The sequence below is a fragment of the Rhizobium sp. Root708 genome (assembly GCF_001429725.1).
Classification (GTDB): domain Bacteria; phylum Pseudomonadota; class Alphaproteobacteria; order Rhizobiales; family Rhizobiaceae; genus Rhizobium.
Map to the genome: position 1 here is coordinate 157,012 of NZ_LMHV01000007.1, position 14,472 is coordinate 171,483.

Annotated in this window: 16 protein-coding genes; 5 read left to right on the forward strand and 11 right to left on the reverse strand. The window is 61.4% G+C overall.

The window, feature by feature from the left end:
• Positions 1-4: 4 nt before the first annotated feature.
• Positions 5-643, reverse strand: coding sequence for a uracil-DNA glycosylase family protein (locus ASE04_RS07650; protein WP_056814511.1), 639 nt, complete (start codon positions 641-643; stop codon positions 5-7).
• Positions 637-1,170, reverse strand: a complete 534-nt coding sequence (locus ASE04_RS07655) for a thermonuclease family protein (RefSeq protein ID WP_056814514.1) — start codon at positions 1,168-1,170, stop codon at positions 637-639. Before ASE04_RS07655 ends, ASE04_RS07650 begins: the two co-directional genes overlap by 7 nt.
• Positions 1,171-1,276: 106 nt before the next feature.
• On the opposite strand from ASE04_RS07655, the gene ASE04_RS07660 reads away from it, so the two are divergent.
• Positions 1,277-2,812 carry a sensor histidine kinase gene (locus ASE04_RS07660; protein ID WP_056814517.1) on the forward strand — a complete coding sequence of 512 codons (1,536 nt, stop codon included), beginning with the start codon at positions 1,277-1,279 and terminating at the stop codon, positions 2,810-2,812.
• Positions 2,813-2,819: 7 nt separating this feature from the next.
• Here ASE04_RS07660 and ASE04_RS07665 read toward each other — a convergent pair whose 3' ends face one another.
• The 3 genes from ASE04_RS07665 to cobT form a co-directional block, all read right to left on the reverse strand.
• Positions 2,820-3,890, reverse strand: coding sequence for a hypothetical protein (locus ASE04_RS07665; RefSeq protein WP_156408725.1), 1,071 nt, complete (start codon positions 3,888-3,890; stop codon positions 2,820-2,822).
• Positions 3,891-3,998: 108 nt separating this feature from the next.
• Positions 3,999-4,379: a diacylglycerol kinase gene (locus tag ASE04_RS07670; RefSeq protein WP_056814521.1), complete on the reverse strand. Its 381-nt coding sequence runs from the start codon at positions 4,377-4,379 to the stop codon at positions 3,999-4,001.
• Between the two features lie 123 nt (positions 4,380-4,502).
• Positions 4,503-5,519: a nicotinate-nucleotide--dimethylbenzimidazole phosphoribosyltransferase gene (gene cobT, locus ASE04_RS07675; RefSeq protein WP_056814523.1), complete on the reverse strand. Its 1,017-nt coding sequence runs from the start codon at positions 5,517-5,519 to the stop codon at positions 4,503-4,505.
• Positions 5,520-5,651: 132 nt separating this feature from the next.
• Between cobT and ASE04_RS07680 the strand changes: the two genes are divergently transcribed.
• The 4 genes from ASE04_RS07680 (at position 5,652) to ASE04_RS07695 (ending at position 8,982) form a co-directional block, all read left to right on the forward strand.
• A complete protein-coding gene (locus ASE04_RS07680; protein WP_056814526.1) occupies positions 5,652-6,434 on the forward strand; it encodes an adenosylcobinamide-GDP ribazoletransferase in 783 nt (260 codons plus the stop codon).
• A 19-nt stretch (positions 6,435-6,453) separates the two neighbouring features.
• Positions 6,454-6,642 carry a DUF1289 domain-containing protein gene (locus tag ASE04_RS07685; RefSeq protein WP_056814527.1) on the forward strand — a complete coding sequence of 63 codons (189 nt, stop codon included), beginning with the start codon at positions 6,454-6,456 and terminating at the stop codon, positions 6,640-6,642.
• Complete coding sequence (locus ASE04_RS07690; protein WP_056814530.1) at positions 6,639-7,340, forward strand: TIGR02281 family clan AA aspartic protease; 702 nt, start codon at positions 6,639-6,641, stop codon at positions 7,338-7,340. The genes ASE04_RS07685 and ASE04_RS07690 overlap by 4 nt, the downstream gene beginning before the upstream one ends.
• 178 nt (positions 7,341-7,518) lie before the next feature.
• Complete coding sequence (locus ASE04_RS07695; RefSeq protein ID WP_056814531.1) at positions 7,519-8,982, forward strand: glycosyltransferase family 39 protein; 1,464 nt, start codon at positions 7,519-7,521, stop codon at positions 8,980-8,982.
• A gap of 38 nt (positions 8,983-9,020) precedes the next feature.
• Here ASE04_RS07695 and ASE04_RS07700 read toward each other — a convergent pair whose 3' ends face one another.
• The 6 genes from ASE04_RS07700 to ASE04_RS31150 all read right to left on the reverse strand — a co-directional run bounded on the left by ASE04_RS07700 (position 9,021) and on the right by ASE04_RS31150 (position 14,413).
• Positions 9,021-9,782, reverse strand: coding sequence for an ABC transporter permease (locus ASE04_RS07700; protein ID WP_056814534.1), 762 nt, complete (start codon positions 9,780-9,782; stop codon positions 9,021-9,023).
• Positions 9,779-10,705 carry an ABC transporter ATP-binding protein gene (locus ASE04_RS07705; RefSeq protein ID WP_056814537.1) on the reverse strand — a complete coding sequence of 309 codons (927 nt, stop codon included), beginning with the start codon at positions 10,703-10,705 and terminating at the stop codon, positions 9,779-9,781. Before ASE04_RS07705 ends, ASE04_RS07700 begins: the two co-directional genes overlap by 4 nt.
• Positions 10,706-10,875: 170 nt before the next feature.
• Positions 10,876-12,177, reverse strand: a complete 1,302-nt coding sequence (locus ASE04_RS07710; RefSeq protein WP_056814539.1) for an extensin-like domain-containing protein — start codon at positions 12,175-12,177, stop codon at positions 10,876-10,878.
• A 159-nt stretch (positions 12,178-12,336) separates the two neighbouring features.
• Entirely contained in the window at positions 12,337-13,740 is a 1,404-nt protein-coding gene (locus tag ASE04_RS07715) for a pyridoxal phosphate-dependent decarboxylase family protein (protein ID WP_056814781.1), read from the reverse strand.
• A 138-nt stretch (positions 13,741-13,878) separates the two neighbouring features.
• Positions 13,879-14,112 carry a hypothetical protein gene (locus ASE04_RS07720; RefSeq protein ID WP_056814545.1) on the reverse strand — a complete coding sequence of 78 codons (234 nt, stop codon included), beginning with the start codon at positions 14,110-14,112 and terminating at the stop codon, positions 13,879-13,881.
• 142 nt (positions 14,113-14,254) lie between these two features.
• The gene (locus tag ASE04_RS31150) at positions 14,255-14,413 is read right to left on the reverse strand and encodes a hypothetical protein (protein ID WP_200960694.1); all 159 of its coding nucleotides are present in this window, start codon (positions 14,411-14,413) and stop codon (positions 14,255-14,257) included.
• Between the last annotated feature and the right edge of the window lie 59 nt (positions 14,414-14,472).

Sequence of the window (14,472 nt, forward strand, 5' to 3'; positions counted from 1 at the left end):
TGTTTCAGTTCACGAGCAATTTGATGCGTGCGCGCAGCACCGGCAGCAATTCCTCGGTGAACCAGGGGTTTCGCTTGATCCAGCCGCTGTTGCGCCAGCTCGGATGCGGCAGCGGCAGGATTGCAGGCGACCGATTGGCAAACAATACCTGCCGCCACGCCCGCACCGTTTCCGTCAGGCTCTCGCGGCGCTCCTCGCGCATATGCCAGGCCTGAGCGTACTGCCCGACGGTGAGCACCAATTCGATCTGCGGCATGAGCCGCATGGCGCGCTCGCGCCAGATCGGCGCGCATTCGCGCCTGGGCGGAAGATCACCGCCCTTCGCGTCGTAGCCCGGAAAACAGAAGCCCATCGGCAGGATCGCAAATCGATCGGGATCGTAGAACGTCTCCCGGTCGACATCGAGCCAGTCGCGTAATCGGTCGCCGGAGGCATCGTTGAACGGAATGCCGCTCTCATGCACTCGCAAGCCCGGTGCCTGCCCGGCAATGAGGATGCGGGCACGCGACGAGAGAGTTGCAACGGGTCTCGGCTCGTGCGGCAACTGATCAGCCGGGCCTTTTAGCGGCGCATCGCGACAGATACGACAGCCGGCGATGGCAATGCGCAGCGCCTCGAGTTCGGGCTCATGGTCGCCTACCATCCGAACAGCTTTCGCGTCTCAGGCCGGGCGCCATGCTCCCGGTCACGCACATCCCGCGGCATTTCGAAATGGCCGGCCCACATACCGGCCTTCTCCGCCCTCGCCTGCGCCTCCTCGGCGCCATAGCCGCCATAGGCGACCGCAAATCCCTGGCGGACCATCGTCCCATTGATATCGGTTCCACCAGCCTTGCACACCACCAGCCGCCGCTGGAACCGGTCGCGCTCATGCCCCTCGCACTTTGTATCCCGCGTATCGACGAGCGCCTGCAGCGTCTCCTTGGCCTGACGACCACAAGCCCATTGCCGACCGTCGCGTTCGCACGTCTGGCCAAGCTCGGGTGCGTCGATGTTCTTGAGGCGCATCCGCTCGTCTCCGATCGCGAGGCTATCGCCGTCAGCGGCATGAAACCTGCCGGTGTAGGCGGTCTGCGCCTCACCGTTCAATTTGGCGGCGATCAGCCAAAGGAAAGCAAGCAGCGCCAGGGCGACAACGCCGTCCCGCATCACCTGGAAATTGCGCGCCACGCTTTCGCCTCCTTGAAAAACAAATCCTTGGCGAAATTGGCAAACAACTTCTTAAGAATTGCGCACTAGGGTGTAGGCACGCAGGGTTCAAATTCCAACGTGCAAAATGAGTAACGGCGTCAGCACATCGACGGACAAAAATATCGTCGACAAATCTCGAAGCCACCGCAACAAGCCTGTGTCCCGGGCTGTGCGGCAGACTCGCGAACGCCTGCAATCCAGCCATGCTCCAAGCGGTGCATTCGATCGCGACGTGCTTGCGCGATATGTCGGCGCCGTCCTTCAAGGCGCCTCTATCACACCTCTCTTCGTCGTCATAGCCGCAGCACTCGGGACGTATATCACCGAGAACACCCAGATTTTCCTCTGGGCGCTGCTGACGCTGACAGCACATGCCGCGAATGTTTTCCTCGCGCGACGAGCCCGCAAGCAGGAGATAACAGCGGTCAGTGCACGGAGCTGGCGCCGCGCGCTGCTGCTCGGCCAGGTGATGATCGGCTGCTGCTGGACCGTCTTTGCGATGCAGGATTGCTCCACCTGCGATCCGGCCAGCTTCGTTCTCTACAAGGGCGCGACGCTGCTGATTGCCTTGTCCGTGACGGCCATGTGGAACTTCATGCTGACGCCGGCGGTGCTCGTTACCTTCGCGCCTGTCGTGATCGGGCTTGCGACCAAGGCGGCGTTTTCGCGCGAGATCCTCGAAATCAGCCTGACCGCGACCTTCACCACGACGGTCGTCTTCTTCAATTTCATCAGCGACAGGCTGTTCCAGTCGAACCTGCAGATCCTCGCCTATCAATCCGAGAAGGACGACCTGATCGCCGAGCTCGAGGTCGCGAAATCCATGTCCGACGAGGCCCGTCGGCGGGCCGAGGAGGCCAACCTGGCCAAGTCGCGGTTCCTCGCGTCCATGTCACACGAACTGCGAACGCCGTTGAATGCCATTCTCGGCTTCTCGGAAGTGATGTCCGCGGAAGTGATGGGACCGCTGAACAATCCGACCTACAAGGAATACGCCGACGACATCCACCGGTCGGGCCAGCACCTCCTCAACCTGATCAACGAGATCCTCGACCTTTCTCGTATCGAGGCCGGCAAGTACGAACTGAACGAGGAAGCGATCTCCCTCCTGGACATCTCCGAGGATTGCATCGGCATGGTCCAGCTGCGCGCGCGCGGCAAGAACATCTCGATCAGCCAACAGTTCGAACCCGAGCTCCCGACCGTTTGGGCCGACGAGAAATCAATGCGGCAGGTGATCCTCAATCTGCTGTCGAATGCCGTGAAGTTCACGCCGCAGGGCGGCGAGGTTCACGTCAAGGTCGGCTGGACCGCAGGCGGCGGTCAGTACATCTCGATCAAGGACAACGGCCCCGGAATTCCGGAAGAGGAAATACCGGTCGTTCTCTCCGCCTTCGGCCAGGGCTCGATCGCCATCAAGAGTGCGGAGCAAGGCACCGGCCTTGGCCTGCCGATCGTTCAGGCGATCCTTTCCAAGCACGACGGTCAGTTCATCCTGAAGTCGAAGCTGCGCGAAGGCACCGAGGTCATCGCGATCCTGCCGGCAAAGCGCGTGCTCCAGACAGTTCCCGCCGTCGAGGAAGCGCCCGTCGTCTCCCGCCGGCGGAAGAGCTTCGCCTGATCCCGACCTACTTCACGATCTGCTGAAATTCCTTGTCGGAGGCAAAATCCTGCAGGTCGTTGTCGTCGTTTTCCGGATCCGTCAGCTCCAGAAGCCGGAACTTGTAGTTATGATTCAGTTGGACGGCTCGGCGAGCCGCGCTTAGCACCGCGTTCCGCGCCTGCCGCAACTCTCGCGTGGTCGCGCCTGCAATGAGCAGTTCGTGATGTTTTTGTCCGTAGGCCGCCGCCATCAGATACCAGTAGCGTGCAAGGTTGGCTGCCGGCGTTTCGGCGAGCGTATTGCCGATATCGATTGCCTCGGCATATCCGCCCTCGCGGTACAGCAGGCTGAATATGACCTCGAGGCTATCGTCGATCGATATCTCCGATGCTGTTGAAGTGTAGGCGAGCGATGGCCCTCCGGCTATGTCCGCCAGCCTTGCCGCGGCTTCACGGACTTTCGGCACACCAACTTGAAGCAGCGCCTCGCCCGGATCGCGCAGCACCTTCTCCGCGTACTGGAAGAGAGGTGAGAGGTAGATGCGGGTATACAGATAGAAAAAGATGAAACCGGCCACGAGCCCGGAGACCAGAAGGAAGGGACTTACCGCAGGCAGGGTCGTTGCCTGGGAGCCAGGCATATTGTCTTTCAGGAAAGCACTGAAATCCACGAAACGATCGTCAAGCGAGCCGATCTGCGTCAGCCCCACGCCGACCAGCATCGTCGTCAGCCATTCGGAAACACGCTCGAGATTCGTATTGGAACTGAGCAGACGTTCGCCTTTGCCGGCAAGTCTCGCCAGCGGGTCGGCGTCCGCCGGCGCCGCAACGACCGCAACCTGGTTATCCTTGGTCATTATCCTGGGCACGGAAAACAGAAATCCGAGGAAGCCGCCTGCCGACATCCCCGCAAAAACGACCAACCCGCCGACGCCGCTCGCAGCAACCCAACCGCTGAACTGAGACAAAACCAGCAGAAACAGAATGAACGCAACGGATATCCCGCCGACGACCACAAGCACCATAGCCGGTCGGCTACGCTTCTTCTCTTCCTGCCGCCATTGCCACCACCTGAAATGAGACGACATGCCCACCATGATCAGCCCCCACCGTTAAGAATGACGGCAGGTAATCATAAAGCAGACACACCTTCAAGGTGTACAATTTGATTAAGCAACTCAAAAGAGCATTCGGTTGTATCACCGCTATCCAAGCAGCAGATGCTTGCCGATCGTGAACATGAGAAACAGGCCGCAAGCCGCGAGCATGCACAAGACCGCGAACGATCCGAGATCCTTCGCGTGCTTGCCGACCATGGAAATCTCAGGCGATATCCGGTCGATCACCTCTTCGATCGCCGTATTCAGTGCCTCGACCGCAAACAGCGCCAGAAACAGCACCACCGCGATCATCAATTCGGAAAGCGTCGCCCCGACGGAAAGCAGCAGAATGATGGAAACCGCGAAGAACAATAGCTCCTGGCGAAACGCCGCTTCCTTGATCAGCCGACGAAAGCCGCCGAGCGAATAGCCGGCGGCGGCAAAAAAGTGGCTGAAGCCGGTCAGCTTCGTTACGGCGGGTTTCATGGAGCGGCCTCATTCGTCAAGTCGATGGCGGCCCCTTCGGCCGCCATGTTTCAGAAGATGCGAATACCGTTAACAGACCCGTACCGCAAGGCTCCGTCACAAAACTGTCACGGACGCCAATGCTCAGTGCTTGTTCGTCACCCCTGCCTGGGCAAAGGTCGCCATGCCGGAATGGCATGCGGCAGCGGCCTTGACGATACCCGCCGCCAGCGCAGCACCGGTACCTTCGCCGAGGCGCATACCGAGGGCGAGCAGCGGCGTTTTTCCGAGCATCTCGATAGCGCGCAGGTGTCCGGGCTCACCGGAAACGTGACCGATGAGGCAATGGTCGAGCGCCGATGGATTGGCGGCCTTGAGAATGGCACCGGCGGCCGTCGCGACGTAACCGTCGATCAGCACCGGAATCCGCTCGACGCGCGCGGCAAGGATAGCGCCGGCCATGGCCGCGATCTCCCTGCCGCCAAGGCGGCGCATGATCTCCAGCGGATCGTGCAGGTGGTCGCGATGCAACGCAACGGCCTTCTCGACGGCCGCGACCTTCCGCTCCAGCATCTCGCCTTCGGAGCCGGTGCCCGGTCCGACCCAGTCACGGGCGGAGCCGCCGTAGAGCGCATAGTTGATCGCCGCGGCGATCGTCGTATTGCCGATGCCCATCTCGCCGATGCAAAGCAGATCCGTACCGCCGGCGATCGCCTCCATGCCGAACGCCATCGTCGCGGCACAGTCGCGTTCGGAAAGCGCGGCTTCCTCGGTGATGTCGCCGGTCGGATAGTCGAGCGCGAGATCGAAGACCTTCAGGCCGAGGTCGTAAGCGACGCAGATCTGGTTGATCGCCGCACCGCCGGCTGCGAAGTTCTCCACCATCTGCTGGGTGACGGACGGCGGGAAAGGCGTGATCCCCTGCTTCGCCACACCATGATTGCCGGCGAATATCGCCACGAGCGGCCGGTTCACGGCAGGTGCGCGGCCGGTCCAGGCGGCAAGCCAGAAGGCGATTTCTTCAAGACGGCCCAGCGCACCCGGCGGCTTCGTCAGTTGCGCATCGCGTTCGCGTGCGGCGACCAATGCCGCGGCATCCGGTCCCGGCAGATCGCGCAGCAATGTCCGGAAATCGTCGAACGGCAGGCCTGAAACGCTCATGAATGCGGCTTCCTTGTCTCTAACTTGTATTTTCGCTGCAAATCAGCTTCTTTCGTGGCCACTCTCTTAAAGGCAGCAGCTCAGGCGAACAACTGCAAAAGCGCTGCAATATCGTCGCGGAGCAAGCCCTGCATGAACATCGGAACCTACGGGGCGGATATTGCCCGGGCCATCGGTTTCCTCAGCCGAATTCCGATGCCGCAGGCCGCGTTTTCCGGCTATGACGGCAAGCTCGGTCGTGTCGCGCGTGCCTTTCCCGCCGCGAGCGTGATCATTACGCTTCTGCCGGCTTTGATCCTTTTCGTGATGCTGTCCCTGCACGGTGACCGGCTCATGTCGGCGCTGGTGGCCTTGTCCGTTCTGTGTGTCCTGACTGGCGCGCTGCACGAAGACGGACTGGCCGATTGCGCCGATGGCATGGGTGGTGGCCGCGACCGCGAGCACAGCCTGTCGATCATGAAGGACAGCCGCATCGGCACCTACGGCGCGATTTCCCTCGTCCTGTCGTTTGCGCTTCGTGCGGCGGCGCTGGCGGCGATCGCCCGCGCGGAGGCACCGTTAGCCGCAGCCCTCGCCCTTCCAGCCGCCGCCTGCATCAGCCGCAGCGCGCTCGTCTGGCATTGGTACCGCCTGCCGCCGGCAAAGCCCGACGGCGTTGCCGCAGCTTCTGGCAAACCGAACGAAAGCGCCATGCAGATCGCGTTGGTATCGGGCTGCCTCCTGGCGGGCCTGCTGGTCTGGCCGAGCCTCGGCCTGCTGCCCCTCGTTTGCACGCTTCTGGCGGCGGGATTGAGCACCGTCGCCTTCACGAGATACACGCGAATGCGCCTGCTCGGCCACACCGGCGACACCCTTGGCGCGACAGCACAAATTTCCGAGATCGCTTCCCTGTGCGCCCTTGCCATGGCTTTGTGAAACAACGATAAAGCTCGTCATGCGCACGCCCTGCATCAACGTATGCTCTATCGATCCCGCCAACGGTTTCTGTGTTGGCTGCGGCCGCACGCTTGGCGAGATCGCCGGCTGGATGTCGCTTAGCGAGGAGCAGCGCAACACTGTGATGGCATTGCTGCCCGACCGGCTCCGCCAGAGTGCTGCGGCAACCTTGGAGCATCGTGCATGAGCCGTATGGTTGTCCTTCTTGCTGTGCTCGGCATCGGTCTTGCCGTCCTGATCTTCAATCACGACAATTCCCGCATCATGGGAATGCGGACCGACGATTTCGGACGCATGATCTATCTGCTGCCGATCGCCTTGATGCTGGCGGCCGGCATCTGGTCACGACGGATCAACGCCGGCGAAACACTCCGCAACATCATGATCTGGCTGGTGCTGATACTCGGCCTTGCGACGGCGTATCTCTATAGGCAGGAAGCCTCAGGCGTAGGCAACCGCCTCCTCGCCGGCCTCGTTCCCGGCCGCGCCGTCGTGGTGACGACGAGCGAAGGCGGCAAGGAGGTTATTCTCCATAAGCTGCTGAACGGCCATTTCGAGGCCGACGTCATGGTCAACGGCCAGTCGATATCGATGCTGGTGGATACCGGCGCGAGCATGATCGCCCTGTCGCGTGAAGACGCCGAGCGCGTCGGCATTATCCCCGAGAACCTCACCTATTCCATGTCCGTCATGACCGCCAATGGTCGCGCCAGTGCCGCTCCGGTCACCCTTGCCGAAGTCTCCATCGGCCCGATCGTCCGCAACAATGTCGTTGCCAGCGTCGCCGAAGACGGCAAGCTGGACCAGAGCCTGCTTGGCATGAGCTTCCTGGAAACCCTGGGTTCGCTGCAGATGCAGACCGACGAATTACGGATGCGCGACTAGTCCGGGAACGATCACCCAAGATGAACGAGCGACGCAAGATCTGGTGAGGTTTTCCGGCATCAGTGGCCACAAATCATCTTTCTGACGCCCTCCGTCGCTTGCTCCCCCTGCCTCCATAAGCAATGTTGCAACTCAGATTGGTTGATCCGTTTGCGATCAGGATGCCTGGGAAAGCAATTTGACTGATATTAGCAGCCAAGCGGAACGTCCGTGGCGCAGCCGCCTGGACGTGACGATCTCGCTTCCAATGGCCGTGCTTGCAACCTACTTTGCAATGGCCTTGATCGCACGCCTGTTGCGCGGCAACGACCTTTCAGCCGACGAGAACCAGTTGGCGTTCCTCTCTCAGTTCATGTGGCTGGGCTACGGCAACCAGCCGCCGTTCTACAACTGGCTCGCCTGGATTTCGACCCATGCTTTCGGCACCTCGATAGCGTCGTTATCGCTGCTGAAGGATTTGCTGCTTTTTTCAAGCTGTCTCTGTCTTGGCGTGGCAACGCGGGTTGCCACGCAACGCAAGGAATGCGCAGAGCTTGCCGCCATAGGCGCCGTGACGCTGCCAGCCGTCTTTCTGCTCTCCCAGCGCGACTTGACGCATACCGTCGGCGCCTTTCTGGCCGTCGCCCTTTTTCTTCTCTCTCTATTTTCCGCCCTCAAGCGTCCGACTGCGCTGAACTACGCCTGTGTCGGGCTTGCGGCCGGGATCGGCTTTCTTGCCAAGTATAATTTTGCCGTCCTGCCGATCGCAGCCGGCATTGCGCTATTGCTGGACAAGGACTGGCGTGCCCGTGCACTCGATTGGCGAGTGGCGATCACCGTCGTCGTCGGGCTGATGGTCGTCGGCCCGCATCTGAGCTGGGTGCATGGCAATTTCGGCATGGCGACAGGTGCAACCGTCGAGGAGATGCAGGAAGCCGCAAGCGGTTCGCTTCCCAAATGGTTGACGGCTGCCGCGGCCCTCCTCCTTTCCGTCGTGAAGTGCTCGGCCATCACCATGGCGCTCTTCGCACTGGCCTACAGAAGCCGGCTTGCCGACATCATCAGGGCCGAAAGCCGGTGGACGCGCCTGACCGGACGTATGCTGCTCATATCGCTGCTGCTGGTTTTCGTGGTGCTTATCGCGGTCGATGCAACGACCGTGCGTCCGAAATGGCTGGCGATCTATTTCCTGCTCTTGCCCGTCTATCTCGCCTGCAAGGTCGCCGCAGCCGATGTCCGATCGGAAAAGGCCACACGGCAATTCACCCTGGTATCGGCGGGCCTGGTCATGTCCTTCCTCGCGGTGATCCTCATCGGCGAGCTGACGGAGCCGCTGCGAGGCAAGGATGACGACAACTCCGCGCCCTACGCTGCCCTCGCCTCCCAGGCCCGTGCCGCCGTTTTGAGCGATGCCACCGTCATTCTTGTGGAGAACGTGCCGCTGGCCGGAAACCTGAAGATATGGCTTCCGAATGCCCTGGTTCTGACGCCGGATACGGCCAGCGCCGTTGGCGCCGAACCGGCTCTAGTCGTCTGGCAGGCGGACAAAGGTGGCGAGCCGCCGGCCTGGGCGACGGAATGGATGGAGCGGTCGAACCTGCTCGATATCCACTCCACGACCGACGGAAACTTCCGTCTGGCCGTGCGCTCCTCACTGCCGTGATATCGGCACGCTCAGGCGCCGCTGCTTGAGCGGCGTCCTCAGTTGCGCAGGCGATATCCAGTCTTGAACATCCATCCGAGCGTTCCGAGGCACAAAGCCAGGAAGATCGAGATCATCCCGAGGCTGACCAGCGGGTTGACATCGGCAATTCCGTAAAAGCTCCAACGGAAACCGCTGACGAGATAGAGCACCGGATTGAAATGGCTGACCGCCTGCCAGAATGGCGGCAGCATGTTGATCGAGTAGAAGCTGCCACCGAGGAAGGTCAGCGGCGGAACGACCAGCATCGGAATGAGGTTGAGCTGCTCGAAGTTGCTGGCCCAGATGCCGATCATGAAGCCGAACAGGCTGAAGGTGATCGCCGTCAGCAGGAAGAACAGCACCATCATGAACGGGTGCTCGATCCGGACATCGACGAAGATATTGGCCGTCAGAAGGATGATCACGCCGATCATCAGCCCCTTCGTGGCGGCTGCGCCGACATAGCCCAGCAATATCTCGGCCATGGCGACCGGGGCCGACAGGACCTCGTAGATGGTTCCGGTGAACTTCGGAAAATAGATACCGAACGAGCCGTTGCTGATGCACTGACCGAGCAGCGTCAGCATGATGAGACCCGGCGTGATGAAGGCGCCGTAGGACACCCCTTCGACCTCCTGGATCCTTGAGCCGACCGCCGCCCCGAAGACGATGAAATAGAGCGACGTCGAGATGACGGGCGAGACCACGCTTTGAAGCAGCGTGCGGCGGGTCCGCGCCATTTCGAAGAAGTAGATGGACTTGATGGCCTCGAAGTTCATTTTGCTCCTCCCACGAGAGCCACGAAAATGTCCTCAAGCGAGGTCTGCTGCGTGGACAGGTCCTTGAAATGAATATTGTGCTGGCCAAGCCGCGTCAGCAGCGCGGCAATGCTTTCCTGCTCGTTCTGTGTGTCGAAATCATAGACGAGCCGGCCTCCGTCATCGGAGAGCGACAGACCGTTTCCGGCAAATTCCGGCGGCAGAACGGAAAGAGGCTCGCTGAGCTCCAGGATCAGCTGCTTGCCGCCGAGCTTCCTCATCAGCGTGCTCTTCTCCTCCACCAGCAGGAGCTTGCCGCCATTGATGACGCCGACGCGATCGGCGATCTCTTCCGCCTCTTCGATATAGTGCGTCGTCAGGATGATCGTGACGCCTGCCCGGCGCAGCGTCGCGACGACCTCCCACATGTCCTTACGCAGCGCGACATCGACACCGGCGGTCGGTTCATCGAGGAAAAGCACCATCGGCTCGTGCGACAACGCCTTGGCGATCAGCACGCGCCGCTTCATGCCGCCTGACAGCTGCCGAAGCGTGTTGTCCTTCTTGTCCCAGAGCGAGAGGTCGCGCAGCACCTTCTCGATATGGGCGGGATTGGCCTTCTTGCCGTGCAATCCGCGTGAAAAGCTGACCGTGTTCCAGACGGTCTCGAACTGGTCGGTGGTCAATTCCTGCGGAACGAGGCCGATCATCGATCGTGTCAGCCGGAAGTCCTTCACGACATCCTTGCCATCGACGAGGACGTGACCGCTGCTCGGGTTGGCGATGCCGCAGACGATCGAGATCAGCGTCGTCTTGCCGGCACCATTCGGGCCGAGGAGCGCGAGAATTTCCCCACGCTCGACGTCGAGGTCGACGCCCTTCAGTGCCTGGAAGCCATTTGCATATGTCTTGGTGAGATCGCGGATGGAAATGATTGGGGCCATAGGGCTTTTTTCTAGGTTAGCGCGGAATTACTCGCGCTATATAGCCGCCGCGAGCACGTTTGACATCCTGTAACGCGCGAACAGAGCATTCGTATTCACGAAATGCTGAAAGAACGAAAGAATCTACTTTCCCTTAGTTCAATCAGTTCGGCCTTTTGACAAGGACGCGGCTAGTCGCAGTAAGCCTTGCCGCTCTGGCGTGCCCGCAGATCGAAATGGAAGTGGTTCCAGTGCTCCGGATTGCTGCCCGGACCGAGGACGGTGTTGAAGTACTTGCAGCTGTCGCTGCGAACCGCCTTGAGCAAGCGCCCCTCGCGTAAGGAGAACAGCCCCTTCTTGCGCACATCGATCTCGTGGCCGCTCTTCAGCACGAACTTGCCGACATCGATCGCGTTTCCGCGCGCATGTTCGGACATCGGATTGTATTTCTGGCGGCTGTTGTTCATGCGGCGGCAGCTGTATCCACCGAGAGGTTGGATCGTCTTGATGCCGGACCAGTAGCGGAAGCGCGCTGATGGAGCGAGCTCGTTCTTGACCCACTTCGCGAAGGCGAGCGTAACCTGGCAATTGAGCGTGACCGCCGGCTTGACCCCGATGTTCCCTGACAGGCCCTGCAGCGAAATCGGGTAGGGAACCTGGCAGGCCGGGCCCTGGGAGATCGCCGGCTTGTCGGTGAAGACGACGCCCATGCGCTTCAACTCGCGGCGGCATGAAAGCTCGGAACTCGGCATGACGCCCGGATCGACCGGCGCCGGCGCGCTCATCATCGGATTGTTGGGGCGCAGCATCGCCACCTGCGTCTCGTTTTCCTCAGGCACTCTCGCGGGAGCAACGACCGCGCGTCCGTCACCCCAGGCGGGCGCCGCGCTCATCGCCGCTTCGCTGGCCGGCCTAGGCGCCCGGGCCCTGTTGATCTGCGTCGGACTATCCGTGCCTATGCCATCGACAACAGGCTGATCGGATTGACCTTCGGCGATCTGCTGCTCTTCCTCGGCGGCAAGCCCGGTCACCGGTTCGGCGCCAAGTTCGTCGTCCATGTTGACGCCGCCTGCGGGAACGGCGAGCTGCTGCGTGCCACCCCAGGTCTGCGGCTGCCCTGAAAGCTGGCCCGCCATCCCGCGTGCACCGGCGGAGGCTTCGTCACTGCCGCTGCGCGGCAGCCCTTGTGACGCCGGCATTGGCTGCGCCATCCGCGCCGAATGACCGGTTCCCGCCAGATTGGGCGTATCGAGATAGTCGACGGACTGCGAGGTATCGCGCACAGGCTGCGTGGAAACGGGGTATGCCGGCTGAACATCGGCGCTCGGCATCTGCACCGGCGCCTGATAATGCTTCGGCGGAGTAATGGAACTGACCTTCATGCCGCTGTCGACATCGCCGGGGGGAACGAGCCCGTCCGTTGAACAGGTCGTCAAGGCTGTCGAAAGCAGCACCGGCAGCAAGGAACGCCGCAGAAGGGAAACAAACGCCATACTCTCATCGCTTCCGGGTATCGGCAGTGACCAAAAGACTTCACCCGAAATTTAGTGAAAAACGGTGAACGAAAACTTACCTGCCGAAACCGACGACATCTCCCCAACAATTCGTGGTATTGAATGCACGCTACGCGGACGCCCCAACGTCGGTCTTTTTCACCCTCGCCGCACCGCGCGATAGGCACTGATGATCGCCTCGGCCGCCCTCTCCGCTTCCGCCATGTCGGTCTGATAATTGCACACAGACAGGCGCATCACCTGCCGTCCGCGCCAGGTCGCCCCGCCTGCGAAGACACGGCCGACCCGCTGCAGCTCGGCAATCGTTGCTGTGGTCAACGCGTCCGCCGGCTCCGCGGGCAGGTCGGTGCCGAACCGGACGATGGCCTGATTCAGGACAACGCTGTTGCCGATCGCAATTCCGGGCTCCGACGCCAGCGCCGTCGCGATCGTCTCGGCAGAATCACAACAGCGGTCGACCAAGGCTTCGATGCCCGACCGACCCAGGTGCCGGATCATGGCCCAGGTCGAAAATCCGCGCGCCCGCCGCGAGAGTTCGGGAACGTAGTGGGACGGATCACGCTCGCCCTCGCGCGCAAGCGGAAGGTAACTGGCGGCAATCGTCATGGCACGACGGTGCGCGAGCTCATTGCGGACGATCGCATAGCCGCAGTCGTAAGGCGTCTGCAGCCATTTGTGGCCGTCCGTCGCCCAGCTGTCCGCGAACTCGACCCCACCGGTGAGATGGCGCCGCCGCGCCGACGTCTGCGCCCATAACCCGAATGCACCATCGACGTGAACCCAGGCTCCCTTGGACTTTGCCATTGGAATGAGCCGCGCGAAATCATCACAATGGCCGGTGTTGATCTGCCCGGCCTGCAAGACTGCGATACAGGGACCCTCAACCTCTGTAATTGCCTCAGCGAACGCCTCGGGCTCTATCCGCCCCTGATCGTCGGTCGCGATCCTGATGACACGATCGTGGCCGAGGCCGAGGAACTGCAGGGCAGAGAAGACCGTCGTATGCGCATCGTCACCGATCAGGACGCTGATCGGCGGTGCCCCGAAGAGACCAAGCGCATCGGCATCCCAGCCCGCCCGCGCCAACACCTCGCCCCTGGCAGCCGCAAGACAGGTAAAGTTCGCGACCGTTGCGCCGGTGACGAAGCCAATGGAACAGGAAGGCGGCAGCCCAAGCAGCGTCAACAGCCAACGGCTGGTAACTGCCTCCACCGCCGAGGCAGCGGGCGCAACGGTATGATTGCCGGAATTCTGCCCCCAGGCGCTCGTCAGAAAATCGGCCGCCACCCCCATCGGATGCGAGCCACCGATGACCCAGCCGAAGAAGCGCGGCCCTGTCATGGCGTGAAGTGCAGGCTCCGCCTTCGCGACGAGATCGTCCAGCACGCTCGCCATCGGCGCCGATCCCTCGGGAAGATCCTCGGAAAAATCGGCAAGCGCGGCCGCATAATCCTTGCGGGCACGCTGCGGCCCTTCCGCGACGCGGTCACGAAAGCTTGCAGCGTGATCGGCGGCCTTCGAAAAGAGTTCTCTGTTGTCCACCGCATCTGCCTCCCGGACGGGAGCGAACCCGCCCAATCTGATGTCGGATATCTGGATCAGCAAACGATAGCGGCAACGCCCGGCCCATGCCAAACATCAAAGGGAGGTACAGCGGAAATTGCGCGGTGCTTCGGCGGCTCAGCCGGCGAAGCGTACCGATGTCGGACGCGACACCTTGATCTCGCGGGTGCGATTGTTGTCGCGACTATAGATCTCGTTCATGATCTTGGCGACTTCGGTGGCATAGCCCTCCGTCAGGCCATGCATGATCTGGCCGCCGAAGGACGCCGGCTCTTCAATCTGATTGTCCCAAACCATCCACATATCGAGCGGATCGCAGATGGTATCGTAACGCGGGCTAAAATTACTCATAAACTCGATGCCTTGACTATGCCCGACAAATAGCACGCGCCTGTTAACGCGAGCTTGCGCAGACCCGTCATTTCATAGGGGCGAAATCTTGCATGGTCTACCGGCGCCGCCAGTGAGGTGGCCCACATGCTTAACACTCCGCTCATCGCGGCGGCACGCTGCCGGTGACGATCCTGTCAGTCTTGGAAAGATCCATCTGCGGCCAATTGGACGCAGTTTCATTCGCAGGGCGGGCGCCGATCGCTAGAATCGTGATCAGGCCGGCCACAATGGCAGAAAGGAGCAAGCCGCTATAGGTCATGTTCAAACCTCGAAAATGTGGTTTCCCAGCCACTGCGGCGCAAACTGATACGCGAGCCT